We start from the raw sequence: 20,876 nt of genomic DNA, 5'->3' as shown, positions 1-20,876 counted from the left end.
GACGCTCTCGCGGAAGTCCTCCGGACCGCCCCAGGCCACCACGTAGTTCTGCCTCCCCTCCGGCAGCAGACCCAGCAGCGCGCCCTGACCGATCTCCACCGGCTCGTACGGCTCCACCACCCGCACCGCCGCGGACGCCCGCGCACCGGCGGGCTCCGCACCGGCGGGGCGCTCGGGGGCGGTGGCGGTCAGGGCGGCGGCGGGACGCTCCGCCCCCCGGCCCCGCTCCCCGCCCGGCTCCCGGCCCTGACCCTGGCCCTGGAGGGCGAAGGCGGTGCCGCTCAGGCCCACCAGTGCGACGGCGGCGATCCCGGCCGCCACGAACCGCTGCTTGCTCATGCTTCCTCCACGTCGTGGGCGCCGCGTCCGCGGGGGACGTACGCCGTTCCTCGTTGTCATGACTCAGACGTGGAGAGAGGACGGAATCTATGTCAGGGCGCGGACTTCCCTCCGGGCGGGGCGCCCGCACCGGCCGCGGCGGCCCCCTCCCGCGCCGGAGAGGGAACGGCGGGCGCGGACGGCCCGGCGGGCGCCTCGATGCCCAGTGCGAGATCGCGGGCGGTCTCCGTCTCGCGGCGGAACAGCCGGTACCACATGAAGACCACGAAGCCCGCGAAGACGAACCACTGCGCGGTGTAGCCCAGGTTCTGGAACGCCTTCAGGTCCAGCCCGGTGCCCGCCGCCGCGACCGGCGGCACCGCCTCCATCGGCTCCGGCGCGCGCTGGACGGTGATCCACGCGTCGTGCACCTCGTAGGGCACCAGGTTGACCAGCGTGGCCGCGCTGATGATGCCGATGCGGCCCTGCGGCAGGGCGCCGCCGACGGCGCCCGGGGAACTCTGGCTCTCCGGCGCCTGGAGCACTCCGGTGACGCTCACCTCTCCGGCCGGCGGCGCGGGCACCCGCGCGGGATCGGCCTCGCCCGGCAGCCAGCCGCGTACGACGGGCAGGGCCCGGCCGTCGCCGGTGCGCAGCGGGGTCAGCACGTAGAAGCCCTCGCGGTCGCCGAGACGGCGGCCGGGCACCAGGAACTCGTGGCCCGCGTCGTAGCGGCCGGTGGCCCGGGCGGCCTGGCCGACGGTCTCCTGGGTGAGGGGCAGCAGATCGTCCAGCGGCCTGGCACCGGCCTCGGTGACCCCACCGGCCGAACGCTCCTGCCGGGCCTGGTGGGAGTCCACGCGGTCCTCGAAGCGGCTGAGCTGCCAGCTCCCCATGAGGAGGCAGACGGGGATCGACAGCAGCACGAAGAGGTTGATCACCCACCAGCGCGGGGTCAGCAGGAACCGGTACACGCCCTCAACGGTACGGGGGCGGGCCGGGGACCACCCACTCGCCCCCGCCCCGCGCGGCCGGGCCCGCCCGTTCGCCTCCCGCGCGTACGCGGGCCCGCCGTGCGCGGGCCCGCCGTACGTCAGCCCTCGGGGACGGGGCCGGTGCGGTACACCGTCCCGGCGCAGGCCCCGGTGATCTCGATCTTGCCGATGCGCGGCTCACCCGCCGCCGGCACGTAGCGCAGGACGACCGAGGCCGCCGCGGCGCCCGAGCCGCCGGTGTCGTACGCGAGCTGGGGGCTGATGCCGCTGCTCTCGGTGGGCTCCTCGACGGTGTCGCCGCCCTCGCCGCCCTGACCGCTGTCGGGGGGTGTCGTGCTGCCGCCGGTGCCACCGCTTCCGCCGGTGCCGCCGGAGGAGTCCGTGCCGCCGGTGCCACCGCTTCCGCCGGTGCCGCCGGAGGAGTCCGTGCCGCCGCTCCCGCCGCCGGTGCCGCCACTGCCGCCGGAGGAGTCGCCGGGGGCCGTCGGATCCGGGCCGGGGGTCGCCGGGCAGCCGGTGGTGCCGCCGCCCTCGCGCGGCACCCAGGCGAACCGCACCAGGTACGACTGGCCCGGTCCCAGGACGAACGACCCGGGTTCGAGCTGCGGGTCGGGCAGCCTGGAGGCCCTGCCGCCGGATGTGTGGTCGACGACGCTGAAGCCGGTCGGGTCGGCGGCGCCCTCCGGGGTGGCGGTGACGGTGTCGGATCCGTCCACGAGGCAGGAGGCGTCCGAGGTGTTCGTGATCCTGAAGGCCCCGTACACATGGCCTTCCTCGTCGGCGGAGCTCACCGTGGAGCCGCCGTCGCCGATCTGGGAGCGCAGGCAGCTCGGGGAGGTGGGGCCGAGGGTGTCACCGGCCTCGGGGGAGGCGGTGCCGTCCCTGCCGGAGCCGTCGCGCGACCCGGCCGCGTCCTCCCTGCCGCCGCCTCCGGAGTACTGGTCGGCGCCCTGGTTCGCGGCGTCGCCGCTCTGGCCGCCCGCCCCGGCCCCCTCCTGCCGGTCGTGGGCGCTGGCGGCGTTGGTGGTGTTGCCGTCCAGGACCCGGGTGATGACGCCGCTCTGCACCAGGGCGGGAGTGGCCACGCCGATGACGAGGGCGGCCGCGGCCGTCCCGACCGTGAGCTGCCTGCGGCGCGCCCGGCGGGCGGGTACGGCGTGGTGGAGGCGTTCGAGGGCGTCCGGGGCCGGCGCGACGTCCTCGACGGCGCCGCGCAGCATCAGCCGCAGCGAGCCCTCGTCCAGGCCGGCCGGGTCCACCGGGGCGTCCGGCCCGGCCGCCGGGCCCGCCGGATCCTCACCCGCCCGGTCCCCGTCCACCGAGTCCCCGTCCACCGGACTCCTGTCCGCCGGGCCGTCCGCGTCCGGCTCCCGTGCGTTCCGCCCCTCCCCCTCGTCGCGGTCGCCGGAGGCCCGGCCGGAGGGACCCGGCTCCGGCTCCGCCGTCTTCCGCTCACCGCCCGGGCCGTGTCCGGCTCCGGGTTCCCCTCGCGGGTCGCGCTGTTCCTCGTGCCGTCCGTCGCCGCTCATGCGGGCGCCTCCATCGCGACCCGCAGGGCGGCGATGCCCCGCGAGCCGTAGGCCTTCACCGAACCGAGCGAGATGCCGAGCGTCTCGGCGACCTGCGACTCGGTCATGTCCGCGAAGTACCGCAGGACCAGTACCTCCCGCTGGCGGCGCTGGAGCTTGCGCAGCGCCTTCTTCAACTCGTCCTGCTCGATGCGCGCGTACGCGCCCTCCTCCGCGCTGGCCATGTCCGGCATCGGCTTGGAGAGCAGCTTCAGCCCCAGGATGCGGCGGCGCAGCGTGGAGCGGGAGAGGTTGACGACGGTCTGGCGCAGGTACGCCAGGGTCTTCTCCGGCTCCCGCACCCGCCTGCGCGCCGAGTGCACGCGGATGAACGCCTCCTGCACCACGTCCTCGCAGGACGCCGTGTCGTCGAGCAGCAGGGCGGCGAGCCCGAGCAGGGAACGGTAGTGGGCCTGGTAGGTCTCGGTGAGGTGGTCGACGGTGGTGCCCGCCACTGTGGTGCCTGCTGCCATCGTGCCGTCAGCATCCCTCGCCTGCGAGGGGAGCTGTGCGGGACGGGACGCCGACCAGGGAGCGATCACGGGCATGCCCCTGCCGGGTTTGCCGCCGCCCGCGGGGACCCGTACGGGCGCCGTTGCGATTCCGAGTGCCTCTGCCACGCCTGTTGGACACGCTGCCCCCCGTCAGGGTTGTACGCGTGAAGGGCCGTTCTTTCCGGCGAGCCGGACGACCGCATGCGCACCACCTCTTCCTCTCCGCCGCCGAACAGGCGCCTTCGGCTTCCGGCAGTGGAACGGGAGACGCCCGCGCCCGGACCACGGTTCCGGGCATGCGAGGGAAAATCCTCATCCAGAAGGCTGGTCCGGATCAAGCGGTTACCAGGTATGACTTCATCACAGGTCCTTCACAATCGGTACCGGGGTCCGGATCCGGCCACCGGCGCCGGAGCGCACGGCCCGCGCACCCGCCGCCCCGAGGCCGCCGGAGGACGGGCCCGGAGCCTGCGAGACGGCCTCAGGGGCCTTCGACCGCGGCCGGGACGCGGCCCGGAACCGCCGCGGCCGACGGAAAAGACAGCGGTTTCCGGCCAACCCCCGTGAACACCCGTGGATCCCCGTCAGTCCTCGGCCCGCTCGGCCGCGACCAGTTCGCCGATCTGCGCCATGTTGAGCGCGGCGCCCTTGCGGAGGTTGTCGCCGCACACGAACAGCTCCAGCGCCCGCGGATCGTCCGGCGAGCGCCGCACCCGACCCGCCCAGACGGGATCGGTGCCGACCGCGTCGGCGGGGGTGGGGAACTCGCCCGCGGCCGGATCGTCGCACACCACCACGCCCGGCGCGTTCGCCAGGATCTCGTGCGCCTTGCCCACCGAGACCTCGCTCTCGAAGCGGGCGTGCACCGACACGGAGTGGGTGGTGAGGACGGGTACGCGCACACAGGTGGCGGTGGCGCGCAGTCCCGGCAGGCCCAGGACCCTGCGTGTCTCCTCGCGGACGGCCAGCTCCTCGGTCGTCCAGCCGTCCTCGGCCGGCGTCCCGGAGAAGGGCACCACGTTGAGCGCGATCGGCGCCGCGTACGGGCCGGTGTCGCCCACCGCGCGCCGTACGTCGCCGGGGTGGACGCCCAGCTCGGTGCCGGCCACGGCCGCGAGCTGCCCGCGCAGGGCCTCCACGCCCCGCCGCCCGGATTCGGAGACGGCCTGGTAGGTGGAGACGACCAGTTCCTCCAGGCCCCACTCCGCGTGCAGGGCCCCCAGCGCCACGATCATCGTCAGGGTGGCGCAGCCGGGACCGGCGACGATGCCGCGGGGCCTGTTCCGCGCCGCGTGGGCGTTGACCTCGGGGACGACCAGCGGTACGTCGGGATGCGTCCGGAACGCGCCGGAGTTGTCCACCACCACCGCGCCCCGGGACGCCGCGACCGGCGCCCAGTGGGCCGCGACCTCGGCGGGCACGTCGAACATCGCGACGTCCACGCCGTCGAAGACCTCCTCGCCCAGCGCGAGGACCTCGACCTCCTCACCGCGCACCGCCAGCTTGCGGCCGGCCGAACGCTCCGAGGCGACCAGGCGGATCTCCCCCCAGACGTCCGCGCGCTCCGACAGCAGCCCCAGCAGCACGGTGCCGACGGCCCCGGTCGCGCCGACCACGGCCAGGGTGGGCCGGTCGGCGCGACCGATCGGGGCTCGGGGGAAACCCCCGGCGGGGGTCATCGCCCGGTGCCCCCGTAGACGACCGCCTCGTCGCTCTCGCTGTCCAGGCCGAACGCGGTGTGCACCGCGCGGACGGCCTCGTTGACGTCGTCCTTGCGGGTGACGACCGAGATGCGGATCTCGGAGGTCGAGATCAGCTCGATGTTGACCCCGGCGCCCGACAGCGCCTCGAAGAAGGTGGCGGTGACGCCCGGGTTGGTCTTCATACCCGCGCCGACCAGGGAGATCTTGGCGATCTGGTCGTCGTAGCGCAGGGAGTCGAAGCCGATGCCGGCCTTCGCCCGCTCCAGCGCCTCGATGGCCCGGCGGCCGTCGGTCTTGGGCAGGGTGAAGGAGATGTCGGTCAGACCGGTGGACGCGGCGGAGACGTTCTGCACCACCATGTCGATGTTCAGCTCGGCGTCCGCGATGGCCCGGAAGATCTTCGCGGCCTCGCCCGGCTTGTCCGGCACTCCGACGACCGTGATCTTCGCCTCGGAGGTGTCGTGTGCGACACCGGAGATGAGCGCCTGCTCCATCGGCTGGTCCCCTTGCGGCTGGTTGCTGACCCACGTGCCCCGCAGCCCGGAGAAGGAGGAGCGGACGTGGATCGGGATGTTGTAACGGCGTGCGTACTCCACGCACCGGTGCAGCAGCACCTTGGATCCGGAGCTGGCCAGCTCCAGCATGTCCTCGAACGAGATCCAGTCGATCTTGCGGGCCTTCTTCACGACCCTCGGGTCGGCGGTGAAGACGCCGTCGACGTCGGTGTAGATCTCGCAGACCTCGGCGTTCAGCGCGGCGGCCAGCGCCACCGCGGTGGTGTCCGAGCCGCCCCGGCCCAGGGTGGTGATGTCCTTCTTGTCCTGGGACACGCCCTGGAAACCGGCGACGATGGCGATGTTGCCCTCGTCCAGCGCGGTCTGGATGCGGCCCGGCGTGACGTCGATGATGCGGGCCTTGTTGTGGACGGAGTCGGTGATGACGCCGGCCTGGCTCCCCGTGAACGACTGCGCCTCGTGGCCGAGGGATTTGATCGCCATGGCCAGCAGGGCCATGGAGATCCGCTCTCCGGCGGTCAGCAGCATGTCGAACTCGCGCCCCGACGTGACCGGGGACACCTCTCCAGCGAGATCGATCAGCTCGTCCGTCGTGTCGCCCATCGCCGAAACCACGACGACCACCTGGTGGCCGTTCTTCTTGGCTTCGATGACTCGCTTGGCAACGCGCTTGATGCCCTCGGCATCGGCAACGGAGGAGCCGCCGTACTTCTGCACGACAAGGCCCACGTGCGCTCCTCGTAATCTGTCTTCCGGGGCTCCCGTACAGGAACCCAGCGGTCGCTTCAGTTTACCGAGCAGGCCTTTCCGACCCCGCCTCTACCACATCGTGAGATGTACCGCCCACAAGCGGCCGCGGCGCGGCGCCACGTCGCACCGGCTCAGCGGGCACCCCTGCCCGCTCACGGCCTCTTCACACGGGAACGTTGCGCAGCTCACACCCGCCGCGCGACCGCGGTCAGGTCGATATCCACCGGAAACGGGACATCCGTCTTCAGCCGCTCGTGGTGGATGCCGGTCACGGCGTAGGTGCGGGTGGCGGGCTCCAGCTCGAAGACGTACGCGACGGGACTCGCGGCACCGTCCTCGCCCTCTCCCGCCTCCACCCGCCAGAAGTGCGGGATCCCGGCCGCGGCGTACTTGCGCGGCTTGGTCTCGCGGTCGCGTGCCTCGGAGTCGTCCGACACCACCTCGACGGCCAGCACGACGTCCTCGGGGCGGAAGCCGGTCTGCCGCAGCCTGGTCAACGCCTCGGCCCGGACGACCACGACGTCCGGTTCCGGACGATCCCGCTTTCCGAGGGTGACGGTCATCTCCCGGAAGACGTCCAGCTCGGGTGGGGCAGCCTGGAGAAGGCGGTTCTCCAGCAGGCGCATCGCGCGCGCGTGGAAAGCGGTCTGCGGACTCACGAAGACGAGGCTCCCGTCGATCAGCTCCGTGTGCGGGGGCAGATCGGGAATCCGGTCCAGGTCCTCGGCGGTGTACCCGCCCGCCGGCGGTCGCGGCCACGCGTACTCGGGCTCGACACTCATCACTGCTCCCATGAGCCGTATCCTCGCCGACGTCGTCAGCCTACCCAGCGGCTTCCCCGTTCCATCGCCCGTACGGGTGAACACCGGCCCGTCCGGCCGCCCTGCCCCCTCCCCACACCCGCTCCCGCTCCGCGCATGGCCGCCGCTCCACGGGGGTACTCCGGACAGCCCGGCAACGACGGCAACGACGGCAGACGGAGCGGGAGGCGGAAGGCCATGAACCAACTGGCACGCACGGCGCTGGTCCTGGCGGGCGCCGGGGCCGGCGCGGCGATCCTGCGCAAGGCAGCGTCCGCACGGCGCAGGGCGCGGGAGGACGGCGAGCGCTGGATGGTCGTGACCATCGATCGCGCGCCGACCGACGTGATGCCCCACGGCGACCCGCCCAGCCCCCTGGACGAGTTCGGCGACGCGCTGGAGATCACCGTGCGGCCCGCCCCCGGCGACCGCGGCACCGAGCTGGCCGCCCGGCTGCGCGAGCCCGCGTCGCCCGCCTCCGCCTCACTGCCGTCCCGGCTCGCGGGGAAGGACCCGCGCCAGGGGGTGCGGCGCGCGCTGCGCGAGGCCAAGTCCCTGCTGGAGACCGGTGAGGTGATGCTGCCGGACGCGCCGCCGACCGGACGCGGCGACACGGCCGGAGGCAAGGTCGTCGGACTGGCCTCCAGGCGAGCGGGCGGGGAGGGAGTGCTGTGAGGGCCCTGTGCTGGGAAGGCGTCAACAAGCTGTCGGTCGAGCAGATCCCCGAACCGGAGATCCGCAACGACCAGGACATCGTCGTGCGGCTGCTGCTGAGCACCACCTGCGGCTCCGACCTGCACATCATCGGCGGCTACATCCCCGCCATGCGGCCCGGTGACGTGATCGGGCACGAGTTCGTCGGCGAGGTGGTCGAGACCGGCTCCGGGGTGCGCCGCCACAGGGTCGGCGACCGGGTCGTGGTGTGCTCCTTCATCGGCTGCGGCCGCTGCTGGTACTGCCGGAACGACATGTGGTCGCTGTGCGACAACACCAACACCAACCCCGGCATCGGCCAGGCCCTCTTCGGCTACGAGACCGCCGGGATCTTCGGCTACTCGCACGCCATGGGCGGCATCCGCGGCAGCCACGCCGAGTACGTGCGCGTCCCCTTCGCCGACTACGGGGCCTTCTCCGTCCCCGAGGGCGTCGACGACCTCAGCGCGCTGTTCGCCTCCGACTCCGTGCCCACCGGCTGGATGGGCGCCGACCTCGGCGGGGTGAGGCCCGGCGACGTGGTGGCGGTGTGGGGCTGCGGCGCGGTCGGCCAGATGGCGGCGCGGGCGTCCGTCCTCAAGGGCGCCGAGCGCGTCATCTGCATCGACCGGATCCCCGAGCGGCTGGCGATGGCCGAGACGTACACCGGGGCCGAGACCATCGACTACACCTCCACCGACGTCGCCGCCGAGCTGCGCGAGCGCACCGGCGGCCGGGGCCCGGACGTGTGCATCGAGGCCGTCGGCATGGAGGCTCACAGCACCGGCCCCGGCCACCTGTACGACCAGGCCAAGCACCAGCTCCGCCTCCAGACCGACCGCCCCACCGCCGTGCGCCAGGCGATCCACGCCTGCCGCAAGGGCGGCACGGTCTTCGTGCTGGGCGTCTTCGCCGGAGCGGTCGACAAGTTCCCGCTCGGCATGGTCGTCAACAAGGGGCTGACGCTGCGCGGCGCGCAGATGCACGGCCAGCGCTACATCCCGATGCTGCTGGAGCGCATCGCCGCCGGCGAGATCAGCACCTCGCACCTGGCCACCCACACCATGTCCCTGGACCGGGCGGCCAAGGGCTACGACATGTTCAAGCACAAGAAGGACGGCTGCGTACGCGCGGTCTTCCACCCGTAGGACCCCGGCGGGAAAGATCTCCGGCGGAACCGCCGCCCGGATGTCGAGAGCCGCGCTCCGGCTCCGACCGAAGGGTGACAGCGCGCCGGAGGGGCGCGCGGACACGAGATACGGAGTCCGTCTTGAAGTACCTGCTGATGATCTACGGCAACCAGGAGAAGTGGAACTCCCTCCCCGCCGAGCAGTGGCCCGAGGTCATCGCACGGCAGGAGGCGTTCAACGCCCGCTACCGCGAGACCGGCGAACTCCTGGGCGCCTACGGGCTGGCCGACGCCGAGGCCGCGACGCTGGTGCGGCGCGGGAAGGACGGCGCCCCGGCCGTCACCGACGGGCCGTACCTGGAGACCAAGGAGTACATGGCCAGCTTCTACCTGCTGGACTGCGAGAACGAGGAGCGCGCCCGGCGGATCGCCGCGGACATGCCCCTGGCCGACACCGACCCGGTCGAGCTGTGGCCGATCCTCCACGAGTCCCCGGCCAACGGAGCCGGCCTGGCGGACGCTTGAGCACCGCTCCCACGGCAGACCGCCGTACCGAGGACCTGCTGCGCGAACTGGCGCCGCAGGTCCTCGGCACGCTCGTGCGCCGCCACGGCGACTTCGACGCCTGCGAGGACGCCGTCCAGGAGGCCCTGCTCGCCGCCTCCCTCCAGTGGCCCGGGCAGGGGACGCCGGACAACCCGCGCGGCTGGCTGGTCACCGTCGCCTCCCGGCGGCTGGTGGACGGGGTGCGCGCGGAGCGTGCGCGCCGGGAGCGCGAGGAGCGCATCGCCCTGGCCACCCCGCAGTCGGAACTGCTCGCCCACGCCGCCGACGCCACCCGGGAGGCGGACCGGGACGACTCCCTGGCCCTGCTCTTCCTGTGCTGCCACCCGGCGCTGTCCGCGCCGAGCCGCGTCGCGCTGACCCTGCGCGCGGTCGGCGGCCTGACGACGGCACAGGTCGCCGCCGCGTTCCTCGTCCCCGAGACGACGATGGCGCAGCGCGTCAGCCGCGCCAAGCGGACGGTCCGCGACGCCGGCGCGGCCTTCGCCATGCCGCGTACGGAGGCCGAGCGCGCCGAACGGCTGGCAGAGGTCCGCCACGTCCTCTACCTGGTCTTCAACGAGGGCTACACCGCCACCGGCGGCCCCGACCTGACCGCCCCCGCCCTGTCCGCCGAGGCGGTACGGCTGACCCGCCTGCTGCACCGGCTGCTGCCCGAGGACGCCGAGACGGCCGGGCTGCTCGCCCTGATGCTGCTCACCGAGGCCCGCCGCCCCGCCCGCACCGGCCCCGGCGGCGAACTCGTCCCCCTGCCCGAGCAGGACCGCACCCGGTGGGACCGGCGACTCATCACCGAGGGCACCTCCCTGCTGGAGCGCACCCTGCCCCGGGGACGGGTGGGCCCGTACCAGCTCCAGGCCGCCATAGCCGCCGTCCACGACGAGGCCGAGGACGCGGACGCCACCGACTGGCCGCAGATCCTCGCCCTGTACGGCCTGCTGGAGCGGATCGCGCCGAACCCGGTGACCACCCTCAACCGCGCGGTCGCCGCCGCCATGGTGCACGGCCCGGCCGCCGGGCTGGAACTGCTGACCGGGCTGGAGGAGGACCGGCGGCTGGCCCGCCACCACCGCCTGCTCGCCACCCGGGCCCATCTGCTGGAGCTGCTGGGCGAGTGGGAGGCGGCCGTGGAGGCGTACCGAGCCGCAGCCCGCCGCACCGCCAGCGCGCCCGAGCGACGCCACCTCACCGCCCGCGCGGCCCGCCTGGAGGCGGGAACCGGCTGACCACCGCGTACAAGCGGGGCCGGTTCAGGCCGCCGTCGCCGCGAACGCATCGACCCCGGTCAGCTCCGCCGACAGCTCCCACAGCCTTGCCGCCTGCTCCGGATCGGTGGCGTACGCGCGGACGCCACCGGCCGTCCCGGGGTCGCCCCCGTCCTCCCTGGCGAGCGGTGCGACATCGCAGTCCTCGCAGTAGACGCCGCCCGCGCCCGCCAGCCGCGGGGAGGTGGCCGCCCACACCTGCGTCGCCGCACCCTGCCCGGGCGTACGGTAGAAGTCCGCCCGGGTGCCGTCCTCCTTGATGAACCCCAGGGCGGCCATCTCCTCGTCGGGGACGTGGCGGGCCAGCGGGGTGTCGATGACACCGGGGTGCACCGCGAACGCCCGTACCCCCGCCTCCCGGCCGAGCATGTCGAGCCGCACGGCGAACAGCACGTTGGCCGTCTTCGACTGGCCGTAGGCGGTCCACTTCTCGTAGTCGCCGCGCTGGAAGTGCGGGTCCTCCCAGCGGATGGCCGAGGCGTGGTGGGCCTGGGAGGAGACCGAGACCACCCGCGCCCCGCCGTCCCGCGCCAGCGCGGGCCACAGCCGGTTGACGAGCGCGAAGTGACCGAGGTGGTTGACGGCGAACTGCGCCTCCCAACCCGGCCCGACGCGGGTCTCGGGGCAGGCCATGATCCCGGCGCTGTTCACCATGAGGTCGATGCCGCGTCCCGAGGCGAGGAAGCGCTCGGCGAAGGCGCGGACGCTACCGAGGTCGGCGAGGTCCACCTCCTCGACCTCCGCCCCGCCTATCCCGTCCACCGCCCTCTGCGCGGTCTCCCGCCGCCGGGCGGGCACCACGACCCGCGCGCCCGCGCGGACCAGTGCCCGCGTCGTCTCCAGCCCGATCCCCGAGTAGCCGCCGGTGACGACGGCGAGCCTTCCGGTCAGATCGGTCCCCTCCAAGACCTCTTCCGCCGTGCTCCACGCCCCGAACCCCGATCCGATGCCGTGCTGAGGTGTCGTCATGCCGCCGACGCTACGAACTGGAGCGCTCTCGAAGTCAAGTGCCGGCGATCCGCGGTCCGGCGACCGCGTCAGGCGTAGTCCTCGAGCTTCTCCGTCCGCAGCGTGATCCCGACCGGGTCGGGGATCTCCACCACGGCCCCGTACGGCCGCGTCGTCCGGCTCCGGTACGTGCCGCCCTCCGGCTCGGAGTACACGGTGACGCTGTGATCGTCGCGGTCGACGAGGAGGTAGACGGGAATGCCCGCCTCCGCGTAGCCGTCCCGTTTCTCCACCCGGTCGCGCCGGTCGGTGTCCGGATCGTACGAGGTGACCTCGACGGTCATCAGCACGCCGTCGGGCTCGGCCCACTCACCCCGGCCGGCGAAAGTTCCCTCAGGAGCGAGGGAGCCGTCCGGCCGGGCACGGCCACCGCGGTACTTCTCGATCCTGAGCCCGCGTTCCAGGTACAGGTTCAGCTCGGGACGCTGCTGGATGCACCGCCTGAGGAGCCACATGACGATTTCGTCGTGGTCACCGTCCGGCACCGGCTTGACCTCTAGCTTTCCGTTGATGAACTCCAGCCGCACGGTCTCCGGCGCCGTGCGGGCGATCTGCTCGAACTCCTCGGCGAGCATCTGCGGCCGGTCAGCGGTCCTAGGGGTCATGGCGTCGCCTCCTCGACTCCATGGTGCCCCGGCGACGGCCGTCTCGACCTGAGCAGTCATGTGCGGCTCCGTTCAGATACGCGGCCGGCGGCGCGCAGGCGGTCGACGCGCGCTCTGATCTCGTCGGGCGTGGGGCCCGCCGGGGCGGCCGGGGGCAGGCCGCGGCAGTCGCGGCACAGGCCTCCGGGAAGGGCATCGGGGCGACCCGGGACGCCGCACACCGTGCACTCCGCCATCCGCAGCACGCCCGGTCCCGGCGATCCGGAGGCGGGGCCGGGCGCGGATGCCGCATCGGGTGCCGGCTCGGGCGCGGGCTCGGGCGGGAGCTTGTCCGTCAGGCGCCTGCGGGCGAGCGCAGCCGGGTGGTGGACCTCCGGCGGCAGCCCCGCGAGCAGCGCGCCGGTGAGCTGCCGCTCGTCGGCCCCGCGCTCCAGCCACCGCCCGGCCAGCTCCTCCAGGGCCGCGCAGTCGGCGGCCGAGAGCGTCATGCGCGGCTCGGCGCGGCCGAGCCCGGCCAGCACTCCGTACGCCCGCGAGCGCGGCGGCCGTACGGGGGCGGGCGCGGATACGGGCGCGGCCCCGGCGGTGGCCCCGGCGGCGGGTTCGGTGGCGTTCCCGGCGGGCTCGTCCCCCGGGTGCTCACCCGCCAGGAACGCCGCCCACCACGCGTCGCCGCGCGCCGTCCGCGAGAAGTACGTGCGCGTCACCCAGCGCGGGCTGCCGCCGCCGGTGACGTGCTCGCGCCCGCGCCGCAGGTGCCCGGCCTCCGACAGCCGCCGCAGCACCGTGCCCAGCGCGCACTGCCCGTAGTCCGGCAGCACCCTGGCCAGGGTCTTCACGGAGATGTCGGCGCCGTCGGGCAGCCGGTCGAGGTAGGCGGCGACGGACGCCTCGCGCCGGGGCAGGTGCGCGAAGTCGGCCGCCGTACGCGGCCGTTGGCCGGGCGCGGTGCGCTTTCCGTAGCCCGGTGACGCCATGGGGTGCTTGTGCGCGGGCATGCCGGCGCTAAGGTCGTGTGCAGCCACAGGATCGCCTCTTCGATCTGGGTGGTCAGACCCCCGTCGGTGCGCCAACACCGGGCGGGGGTCGAGTTCTTTGATCGGCACGCTACACCGGCGCCACCGATCGTCGCGACCCGGTCACCTCAGGTCATCTCCGCAGGCACGGTTGTCGTACGCGCGCCGCAGGGGAGGGTGGGCGGGTTGTACCAACCCGCCCATTCCTCACAAGCAGCGCTCGAATCCCGGAACCTGAGACCCGGGCGCCGCAACGGCCCCGAGCGCCCCTGGTGAAATCCCCGCTCCCCGGCGGACTTGCCGCGTACACGCCCGTGTCCGGGTCCCGGGTCACGAGCGCCGGGCGCGCCCCAGCAGCATTTCGCGCTCACGCTCGTTCTGCGTCAGGGACGCGGCGCGTTCGAACTCCGCGCGCGCCTCCTCCTCGCGCCCCAGGCGCTCCAGCAGATCGCCCCGGACGCTGGGCAGCAGGTGGTAGCCGCGCAGGGCGGGTTCGCCAGTGAGGGCGTCCACCAGCCTCAGACCGGCCTCGGGCCCCTCGGCCATGGAGACGGCCACCGCCCGGTTCAGCTCCACCACCGGCGAGGGTGTGAGCGCCGCCAGCCGCCCGTACAGCGAGGCGATCAGCGCCCAGTCCGTGTCCTCGTACCGCGCCGCCCGCGCATGGCAGGCGGCGATCGCCGCCTGGAGGCAGTACGGGCCGTACGGGCCGCTCCCCGCGCGCCGCAGGGCCTCCAGGCCCCGGAGGATCAGCATGCGGTTCCACCTGGCGCGGTTCTGGTCGGCGAGCAGCACCGGCTCGCCGCCGGGGCCCGTACGCGCCGGGACGCGGGACGCCTGGAGCTCCAGCAGCGCCGCCAGCCCGTGCACCTCGGGCTCCTCCGGCATCAGCCCCTCCAGCACACGGGCCAGGCGCAGCGCGTCCTCGCACAGGGCCGGGCGGCACAGGTCGTCGCCGGCCGTCGCCGAGTAGCCCTCGTTGAAGACCAGGTAGACGACCTCCAGCACGGACGGCAGCCGCCCGGCCCGCTCCTCTCCGTACGGCGCCTCGAAGGGCACCCCCGCCGCGGCCAGCTTCCGCTTGGCGCGCACGATCCGCTGGGCGACGGTCGCCTCGGAGGTGAGGAACGCGCGGGCGATCTCCTGCGTCGTCAGCCCGCCCAGCAGCCGCAGCGTGAGCGCGGTACGGGCCTCCGCGGAGAGGACGGGGTGGCAGGCGGTGAAGACCAGCCGCAGCAGGTCGTCGTCGATGTCGTCCGGATCGGCGGGCTCGGGCGGCGGCGGGGCGTCCTCCAGCGTCCGCCCGACCTCGGCCAGCTTGCGCGCGTACGTCTCCCCGCGGCGCACGAGGTCGATCGCGCGCCGCTTGGCGACGGCCGTGAGCCAGGCGCCCGGCCGCTCCGGTACGCCTGACTCCGGCCACTGCTCCAACGCCGCCACCAGGGCGTCCTGCGCGATCTCCTCGGCCAGCCCGACGTCCCGCACGACGCGGGCCACGGCGGCGATGATCCGCGCGGACTCGATCCTGAACACCGTCTCGACCGTCTCGGCCGTCGTGGTCGCGTCCGTTCCCGTCACGGCCACCCATCAGAGCAGCCGCACGGCGTCAGCGGCAAGGAAGCTCGGACGGGTCGGACGGACCCTCCTGGATCTCGCGGAGCTCGGCGGTGACGTCCCAGTGCTCCGGGTGGGCCTCCAGGAACCGCCTGGTCCACTCCAGGGCCTCGGCCCGGTCCCTGACCTGGATGATCGCGTAGCCGCCGACGACCTCCTTGGTCTCGGTGAAGGGACCGTCGGTGTGGCTGACCTTCCCCCCGGACCAGGTGAGCCGGGTGCCCTGGGAGGTCGGGGCGAGCCCGGCCGTGTCCAGCATGACCCCGGCCTTGGTGATCTCCTCGAACAGCGCGCCCATGCGCTTCTCGAAGTCGGGGTCGGGGGCCTGGGAGGGGAGGTTCTGCTCGTCGATGCGGATCAGCGACATGAAGCGGGGCATGGTGGCTCCTCGGTTCGGTTCCGGTGGCGGAGGCGGGCTCTCCTCCCGCCTCTCACCCATGCGTCGATCGGGAGACGGCCGGATCGACAGCCCGCCGGATTTTTCCCGGGAATCTTTTCCGGCCCGGCCCCGGCCTGGTTACGGCCCTGCCCCGGCCCTGCCCCGGCCCGGTCCCGCCTCAGAACCGGCCGCCCCTGACGGCCGCCACGAACGGCCCCCAGCCCTCGGCGGAGAACACGACCACCGGGCCGGACGGCCGCTTGGAGTCGCGCACGGGTATCAGGCCAGGGAGGTTGTCGGCGACCTCGACGCAGTCGCCGTTGTTGCCTCCGCTGTAGCTCGACTTGCGCCAGTGCGCGCCGGTCAGATCACGCTTCACACCCACGCTCGTACTCCTTCGCCGCCGACTCGATCATGGCCAGGGAGACGTCGGGCGACAGCGCGGCCGCCCTCGCGTGGTCGAAGGCGGCCTCGCACTTGCCCACCACCGCCGGATCGTCCAACAACTCCCCGGTGAAAGGGCCTTCAACGTACGCCACGGGCGGCGCGTCCACGAACGTCATCACGGTCAGGTTCCCCTCCAGCAGCGCGTGCGCCCGCGCGCTGAACGGCAGCACCTGCACGAGTACTCGGTCGCCCCCCGCGAGTTCGGTTATGTGCCGCAGTTGCTCAGCCATGTCGGCGTCGCTGCCGATGGGGCGCCGCAGGATGCTCTCGTCCAGAATCGCCCACAACTCGGGTGCTGTTGGGCCCTCCAGGAGCCGCGCCCGCGCCATCCGGCTCCTGACGCCCTCCTCGTTCCGCTCGGCCGGGCGGAACGGCTGAGCCGCCCGGAAGACCGCGCGGGCGTACCCCTCGGTCTGGAGGAGCCCGGGCACCAGCGTCGGCGAGTAGGTGCAGATCGTGGTGGCGAGGGTCTGGAACTCCGCCGCCTCGGCGAAGTAGTCGGCGAACGGCGAACTGTTGATCAGCTCCTCGCACATCCGGGAGAAGTAGCCGTCCGTGCCCAGTTCCTCGTCGAAGCGGCGGGCCGGCTCCAACTGCGGCTTGCGGACAGCCGACTCGAACTGCCCGATGTACGAGCCCGAGCAGAACACCCGCTCACCCAGCTCCTGTTGGGTGACGCCCGCCGCCTCGCGGCGGCGTCTGAGCTCGGAGCCGAAGAACTCCCAGCCGATCTTCGGCCGCCCGGGACGGCCCGGTCCGCTTCCACCACTGGCCATGGCGTCACTCCCCAGCAAGGGTCACTGCAATGGTCTAACCCTGGCGAGCGCAGCCGTCAGCGGCCACTCTGGGTATCCGTTCGGGGACTCTCGGAACACGGAGGAGGTCAGGCGTGGTCGCGACAGGGCGGCAGGCCGATCGTGAACGGCTCGGCGTCGCGGAGGAGGCGGTGGACGAGCTGCGGAAGGCGCTGCGCGGCGCGGGCGTCACGCTTCCGTCGCTGCGCGTGGACCTGATCTCGTACGCGGGCGACACGGCCGATCCGCCGCTGGTGGAGCTGGGCCGCTGTACCCCCGCCACGGCGCGGCGGCTGGCCGCCGCGCTCGTGCGGGCGGTCACGGAGGGTGAGGGGCGGTGAAGCCCGTCGTCGGTTCGTACGTCGTGGACGGCCGCAGCGACCGGGTGGGGCAGGTGATGGGGACGGTGGGTGGGCTGGTGCGGCTCCGGCCGCCCGGCGGGGGACCGGAGTGGGACTGCCCGGCCGACGCACTGCGGCCGGCCGGGACGTGCGAGGAGCTGCGTGCCCGGGTGACCGAGATCAACCGCGACCGTACGAGGAGGCTGCCGTGAGCATGCGCAGTGTGATCCGTTTCGCGAGCTGGACGCTGGAGCCCGACCGGGAGCCCGACGCCGAGCCCGTCACGTACGCGATGGAGTGCGCGGTGTGCGGACGGCGTTCGGGGGCGGGCGTCGACTTCCAGGACGCCCAGCGCTGGGCGTTCGCCCACGCGGGCCGCAACCCCTCCCACCACACCTACCGCGAGGTCATCCACCGCCCCTGGCGTGCCTGGATGCGCTGACGGCCGCCCGGCCGGTACCCGGCGGGTTCGCGTAGGTGCGGACGGAGGAGCTCCTCGGCCCGGACCGGCTGGGGGGCCGGGCCTCGCCATGGCCTTCCGAGCACTCGGAGCCGCCGGGCCGCCGGATCTCAGGGCAGGTCGACCAGCCCGAGGAACACCAGATAGGCGAGGACCACGCAGACGGGGGCGAGGACGGACGCCCCCCGGGCAGCCGTACGGCGCCGCAGCCCGGCCAGGACGCAGGCTGCGACCAGTCCGGCCAGGGCGGCCAGGAGCCCGGAGAGGTAGACGGCGAAGGCGGCGTCGAAGCTCTCCTCGAAGCGTTCGGCCTCGAGGTCTGCGCAGGAGTCGCAGGCCATGGGCGTGAGCGCGGCGAAGAAGAAGGTGAGGCAGGCCAGGGGCAGCGCCACGACCGTGGACACGATCGGCGCGGTCCATGAGCGCGGAGCCCGGGTCTCCGAGGTGGTGTCAGCCATGTGGACCACCCAACCCCGCCGTGACTCGGCGCGCATGGGCTCTCGTACTCATCCCGGCGGGGTGGTTACCGGCCGACGAGACCGGTCCCGGGCCGGGCGCGGAGTGCGCCCGGCCCGGGACCGGTTTCTGTACGAGGCCGTCGGACCCGGATCAGTCGCGCGTCGGCTTGATGCCCAGCGGGGCGGCGATCTCCGCCGCCATCACCGCGCCGGCCTCCCTCTCCAGCTGGAGGTCGTCGGCGTCGGTGTCCGTGTCCAGGCCCTCCAGCTCGTCGAGGGGGGTGTCGAGCCGGACGTGGGCCACCAGCGACTGGAGGGCGCGCAGGGACGCGGACGCGGTGGGGCCCCAGTTGGACAGGTAGGAGAACTGCCACCACCACAGCGCCTCGCTGATCCGCCCGGCCCGGTAGTGGGCCATGCCGTGGCGCAGGTCGGTGACCACGTCGGCGATGTCGTCGGAGATGCGGCAGGCGACCGGGGCGCTGCGCGCGTACGGGTCGAAGACCTCCGAGTAGACGTCCACCGGGTCCAGCAGCCGGGCGAGCCGCATGCGCAGCTCGTCGACGTCCGGCTCCGGGCCGGTGTCCGGCTCGTACCGCTCCTCCGGGACGATGTCCTCGTGTGCGCCCAGGCGCCCGCCCGCGAGCAGCAGCTGGGACACCTCCAGCAGCAGGTACGGGACGGCGCTGTCCGGCTCGTCCCCCTTGGCCACCTCGGTGACCGCCACGAGGAAGCTCTCGACCTGATCCGCGATCTGCACCGCGAAGTCGTCCGGGCTGCGGTCCTGGCCGCGGTCCGGGGTACGGTCCTCGTCGCGGTCCTGGCCGCGGTTCTCGGGCTTGGCTTCAGACATCGAGCAGTCTTCTCCCCTCGAAGGCACGTCCCAGCGTGACCTCGTCGGCGTACTCCAGGTCTCCTCCGACGGGGAGGCCGCTGGCCAGCCTGGTCACGCGCAGGCCCATGGAGGACACCATGCGCGCGAGGTAGGTGGCCGTCGCCTCCCCTTCGAGGTTCGGGTCCGTGGCCAGGATGAGCTCGGTGACGCTGCCGTCGGCGAGCCTGGCCAGCAGTTCCCTGATCCGCAGATCGTCCGGACCCACGCCCTCGATCGGACTGATCGCACCGCCGAGGACGTGGTAACGCCCCCGGAACTCACGCGTCCGCTCGATGGCCACGACGTCCTTGGGCTCCTCCACGACGCAGATGACCGACGGGTCGCGGCGCGGGTCCTGGCAGACCCTGCACCGCTCGGCCTCCGCGACGTTGCCGCAGACCTCGCAGAACCGGACTTTCTCCTTCACCTCGGTCAGCGCGTGGGCGAGCCGGCGGACGTCCGCCGGTTCGGCCTGCAGGATGTGGAAGGCGATCCGCTGCGCGCTCTTGGGACCGACGCCGGGCAGCCTGCCCAACTCGTCGATGAGGTCCTGAACCACGCCTTCGTACACGGCCGCCTACTCCACTCTTCCCGCTCTGCCCTTGCCGCTCCCGCACGGTCCCCGCACTGACCGTACGCTCGTTTCCGCTTTTCGGTGCACCATGCACCCGGCGCGCGGTCCGCGCCGGGCCGTCGTCAGAAAGGCAGGCCCGGCATGCCGCCCAGCCCCTGGGCGAGGGGGCCGAGCTTCTGCTGCTGGAGCTCCTGCGCGGCGGTGTTCGCGTCGCGGACGGCCGCGAGGACCAGGTCGGCGAGGGTCTCGGTGTCCTCCGGGTCCACGGCCTCGGGGGCGATCACCAGGCCCTTGAGCTCGCCGGCGCCGGAGACCGTGGCCTTCACCAGGCCGCCGCCCGCCGACCCCTCGACATCGGTCTCGGCCAGCTCCTGCTGGGCCGCAGCGAGGTCCTGCTGCATCTTCTGGGCCTGCTGAAGCAACTGCTGCATGTTGGGCTGGCCACCACCGGGAATCACGGGATTCGCTCCTGGCTCGCTCGACGACGTGTACGTGTGCGCACGTGTGCTCGCCGCGTACGCACCCGCCTTGTACTCCGTACCCCTGAGCGTACGCGCTCCCCCCGCCTGTTGGCCTCGTCAGGCCCGGACGATCCCGTCCGCCGCCGGCATGCGTGCGGAGGGGGCTCGGAGCGGGCGGGCGTCACTCGTGGTACAGCTCCTCCAGCACCGTCGCGCCCAGTTCGCGCACGATCAGGTCGTGGCCGGACAGGGCGGTGTCGTCCAGATCCGGGTCGTCCTCGGCGGGCATGTCGTCCTCCGGCGCCACGGGGGGCGGGGGCGGCGGATCCGCCTCGCCGTACGGTGCGGGCGCCTGGGGCCCCTGCGGCCGGGAGGGCTGTGGCCGGGACTGCTGGGGCTGCGGCCGGGCCGGCTGCTGCTGCCCGTACGGCGCGGAGGAGGGCTGGGCGGCGGGGGGCGCCGCCACGGCGGCCGACCGGAAGCCACCCGGACCCCCGGAGGAGTGCGGGGACTGCGATGCCTGCTGGAACTGCGCGGACTGCTGAAACTGCGGGGAGTGCGGGGACTGCCCCTGCGGCGGCGCGGAGCCGCCGGAGGCGTCGACGACGGACTCGATCCGCCACTGCACGCCGAACTCGTCGGCCAGCGCGGTGCGCAGCACGTCCTCGCTGCCGCCGTTGGCGAAGCTGTCGCGGGCTCCCTGGTTGGAGAAGCCGAGGCGGAGCGTCGTCCCGTCGAACCCGGCGACGTGCGCGTTCTGGCTGAGCAGGATCCAGGTGAAGCGGCGGCGGCCCTTGACCGCGTCCAGGATGCCGGGCCACATCTGCCGTACCTGCGCGGCTCCCTGCCCGCCGTCGGCGCCGCCCTGGGGCGCCGCGGGGGCCTGGGCAGGAGGAGCCGGAGGGGCCGGGGCCTGGGGCTGCGAATGGGCCTGCGGAGCGGAGGCCGCGGGGGCTGTGGAGGCTGTGGGTGCGGACGCCGGAGTGGGCCAGGCGCCGGGGCGCCGGCCGTCGTCCTGCGGCTGGGCGGGCGGCTGTGCCGGCTGGGCCGG

The 20,876-nt window shown here is 73.6% G+C and carries 24 protein-coding genes and 2 pseudogenes; 7 read left to right on the top strand and 19 right to left on the bottom strand.

The window, feature by feature from the left end; all coding sequences use genetic code 11:
• From ACLIYP_RS21825 to ACLIYP_RS21795, 7 genes and pseudogenes are all read right to left on the bottom strand, one after another.
• Positions 1-339: pseudogene (locus tag ACLIYP_RS21825) on the bottom strand (hypothetical protein); the annotation flags it as partial.
• Between the two features lie 92 nt (positions 340-431).
• The gene (locus ACLIYP_RS21820; RefSeq protein ID WP_412714810.1) at positions 432-1,292 is read right to left on the bottom strand and encodes an SURF1 family protein; all 861 of its coding nucleotides are present in this window, start codon (positions 1,290-1,292) and stop codon (positions 432-434) included.
• A gap of 119 nt (positions 1,293-1,411) precedes the next feature.
• Entirely contained in the window at positions 1,412-2,842 is a 1,431-nt protein-coding gene (locus ACLIYP_RS21815) for a hypothetical protein (protein ID WP_412714809.1), read from the bottom strand.
• Positions 2,839-3,429: a SigE family RNA polymerase sigma factor gene (locus ACLIYP_RS21810; RefSeq protein ID WP_093657373.1), complete on the bottom strand. Its 591-nt coding sequence runs from the start codon at positions 3,427-3,429 to the stop codon at positions 2,839-2,841. The genes ACLIYP_RS21815 and ACLIYP_RS21810 overlap by 4 nt, the downstream gene beginning before the upstream one ends.
• Before the next feature lie 530 nt (positions 3,430-3,959).
• Entirely contained in the window at positions 3,960-5,054 is a 1,095-nt protein-coding gene (locus ACLIYP_RS21805; protein WP_412714808.1) for an aspartate-semialdehyde dehydrogenase, read from the bottom strand.
• Positions 5,051-6,322 carry an aspartate kinase gene (locus ACLIYP_RS21800; protein WP_093657369.1) on the bottom strand — a complete coding sequence of 424 codons (1,272 nt, stop codon included), beginning with the start codon at positions 6,320-6,322 and terminating at the stop codon, positions 5,051-5,053. The genes ACLIYP_RS21805 and ACLIYP_RS21800 overlap by 4 nt, the downstream gene beginning before the upstream one ends.
• Before the next feature lie 206 nt (positions 6,323-6,528).
• On the bottom strand, positions 6,529-7,125 hold the full coding sequence (locus ACLIYP_RS21795) for a Uma2 family endonuclease (protein ID WP_412714807.1): 597 nt from the start codon (positions 7,123-7,125) through the stop codon (positions 6,529-6,531).
• Between the two features lie 216 nt (positions 7,126-7,341).
• Here ACLIYP_RS21795 and ACLIYP_RS21790 point away from each other — a divergent pair, with 216 nt between their 5' ends.
• The 4 genes from ACLIYP_RS21790 to ACLIYP_RS21775 all read left to right on the top strand — a co-directional run bounded on the left by ACLIYP_RS21790 (position 7,342) and on the right by ACLIYP_RS21775 (position 10,755).
• A complete protein-coding gene (locus ACLIYP_RS21790; protein ID WP_412714806.1) occupies positions 7,342-7,818 on the top strand; it encodes an SRPBCC family protein in 477 nt (158 codons plus the stop codon).
• Positions 7,815-8,984 carry a zinc-dependent alcohol dehydrogenase gene (locus ACLIYP_RS21785; protein ID WP_412714805.1) on the top strand — a complete coding sequence of 390 codons (1,170 nt, stop codon included), beginning with the start codon at positions 7,815-7,817 and terminating at the stop codon, positions 8,982-8,984. Before ACLIYP_RS21790 ends, ACLIYP_RS21785 begins: the two co-directional genes overlap by 4 nt.
• A 122-nt stretch (positions 8,985-9,106) precedes the next feature.
• Positions 9,107-9,490, top strand: a complete 384-nt coding sequence (locus ACLIYP_RS21780) for a YciI family protein (protein WP_412714804.1) — start codon at positions 9,107-9,109, stop codon at positions 9,488-9,490.
• The gene (locus ACLIYP_RS21775; RefSeq protein WP_412714803.1) at positions 9,487-10,755 is read left to right on the top strand and encodes an RNA polymerase sigma factor; all 1,269 of its coding nucleotides are present in this window, start codon (positions 9,487-9,489) and stop codon (positions 10,753-10,755) included. The genes ACLIYP_RS21780 and ACLIYP_RS21775 overlap by 4 nt, the downstream gene beginning before the upstream one ends.
• Positions 10,756-10,779: 24 nt before the next feature.
• On the opposite strand, the gene ACLIYP_RS21770 is transcribed toward ACLIYP_RS21775, so the two are convergent.
• From ACLIYP_RS21770 to ACLIYP_RS21740, 7 genes are all read right to left on the bottom strand, one after another.
• Positions 10,780-11,763, bottom strand: coding sequence for an SDR family NAD(P)-dependent oxidoreductase (locus ACLIYP_RS21770; RefSeq protein ID WP_412714802.1), 984 nt, complete (start codon positions 11,761-11,763; stop codon positions 10,780-10,782).
• Between the two features lie 68 nt (positions 11,764-11,831).
• On the bottom strand, positions 11,832-12,407 hold the full coding sequence (locus tag ACLIYP_RS21765) for a Uma2 family endonuclease (RefSeq protein WP_412714801.1): 576 nt from the start codon (positions 12,405-12,407) through the stop codon (positions 11,832-11,834).
• Positions 12,408-12,463: 56 nt separating this feature from the next.
• Positions 12,464-13,384 (bottom strand): hypothetical protein, encoded by a 921-nt coding sequence (locus tag ACLIYP_RS21760; RefSeq protein ID WP_412714811.1) that lies wholly within the window; start codon positions 13,382-13,384, stop codon positions 12,464-12,466.
• Positions 13,385-13,753: 369 nt separating this feature from the next.
• Positions 13,754-15,007, bottom strand: a complete 1,254-nt coding sequence (locus ACLIYP_RS21755) for an RNA polymerase sigma factor (protein WP_412714800.1) — start codon at positions 15,005-15,007, stop codon at positions 13,754-13,756.
• Between the two features lie 22 nt (positions 15,008-15,029).
• Entirely contained in the window at positions 15,030-15,416 is a 387-nt protein-coding gene (locus ACLIYP_RS21750) for a YciI family protein (RefSeq protein ID WP_412714799.1), read from the bottom strand.
• A gap of 178 nt (positions 15,417-15,594) precedes the next feature.
• A complete protein-coding gene (locus ACLIYP_RS21745; RefSeq protein ID WP_412714798.1) occupies positions 15,595-15,801 on the bottom strand; it encodes a DUF397 domain-containing protein in 207 nt (68 codons plus the stop codon).
• Positions 15,785-16,639, bottom strand: coding sequence for a helix-turn-helix domain-containing protein (locus ACLIYP_RS21740; protein ID WP_412714797.1), 855 nt, complete (start codon positions 16,637-16,639; stop codon positions 15,785-15,787). Before ACLIYP_RS21740 ends, ACLIYP_RS21745 begins: the two co-directional genes overlap by 17 nt.
• Before the next feature lie 113 nt (positions 16,640-16,752).
• On the opposite strand from ACLIYP_RS21740, the gene ACLIYP_RS21735 reads away from it, so the two are divergent.
• Genes ACLIYP_RS21735 through ACLIYP_RS21725 form a run of 3 tightly spaced genes read left to right on the top strand, consistent with a single transcriptional unit; the run spans position 16,753 to position 17,440 of the window.
• The gene (locus tag ACLIYP_RS21735) at positions 16,753-16,998 is read left to right on the top strand and encodes a hypothetical protein (RefSeq protein ID WP_412714796.1); all 246 of its coding nucleotides are present in this window, start codon (positions 16,753-16,755) and stop codon (positions 16,996-16,998) included.
• The gene (locus ACLIYP_RS21730; RefSeq protein ID WP_412714812.1) at positions 16,995-17,210 is read left to right on the top strand and encodes a hypothetical protein; all 216 of its coding nucleotides are present in this window, start codon (positions 16,995-16,997) and stop codon (positions 17,208-17,210) included. The genes ACLIYP_RS21735 and ACLIYP_RS21730 overlap by 4 nt, the downstream gene beginning before the upstream one ends.
• Positions 17,211-17,212: 2 nt before the next feature.
• Positions 17,213-17,440: a DUF7848 domain-containing protein gene (locus ACLIYP_RS21725; RefSeq protein WP_093657349.1), complete on the top strand. Its 228-nt coding sequence runs from the start codon at positions 17,213-17,215 to the stop codon at positions 17,438-17,440.
• 128 nt (positions 17,441-17,568) lie between these two features.
• On the opposite strand, the gene ACLIYP_RS21720 is transcribed toward ACLIYP_RS21725, so the two are convergent.
• The 5 genes and pseudogenes from ACLIYP_RS21720 to ACLIYP_RS21700 all read right to left on the bottom strand — a co-directional run.
• The gene (locus ACLIYP_RS21720) at positions 17,569-17,916 is read right to left on the bottom strand and encodes a hypothetical protein (RefSeq protein WP_412714795.1); all 348 of its coding nucleotides are present in this window, start codon (positions 17,914-17,916) and stop codon (positions 17,569-17,571) included.
• A 151-nt stretch (positions 17,917-18,067) separates the two neighbouring features.
• Positions 18,068-18,769, bottom strand: a complete 702-nt coding sequence (locus ACLIYP_RS21715; RefSeq protein WP_412714794.1) for a DUF5063 domain-containing protein — start codon at positions 18,767-18,769, stop codon at positions 18,068-18,070.
• Complete coding sequence (gene recR, locus ACLIYP_RS21710) at positions 18,762-19,361, bottom strand: recombination mediator RecR (RefSeq protein ID WP_412714793.1); 600 nt, start codon at positions 19,359-19,361, stop codon at positions 18,762-18,764. The genes ACLIYP_RS21715 and recR overlap by 8 nt, the downstream gene beginning before the upstream one ends.
• A gap of 125 nt (positions 19,362-19,486) precedes the next feature.
• Complete coding sequence (locus ACLIYP_RS21705) at positions 19,487-19,822, bottom strand: YbaB/EbfC family nucleoid-associated protein (protein WP_412714792.1); 336 nt, start codon at positions 19,820-19,822, stop codon at positions 19,487-19,489.
• 184 nt (positions 19,823-20,006) lie between these two features.
• Positions 20,007-20,876 (bottom strand): annotated as a pseudogene (locus ACLIYP_RS21700) (DNA polymerase III subunit gamma and tau); the annotation flags it as partial.

This window comes from Streptomyces nanhaiensis (assembly GCF_046614825.1).
In the GTDB taxonomy this organism is placed as follows: Bacteria; Actinomycetota; Actinomycetes; order Streptomycetales; family Streptomycetaceae; genus Streptomyces; species Streptomyces radiopugnans.
The sequence above is the reverse complement of the archived record's forward strand: the minus strand, read 5'-3'. Positions and strand labels throughout refer to the sequence as shown.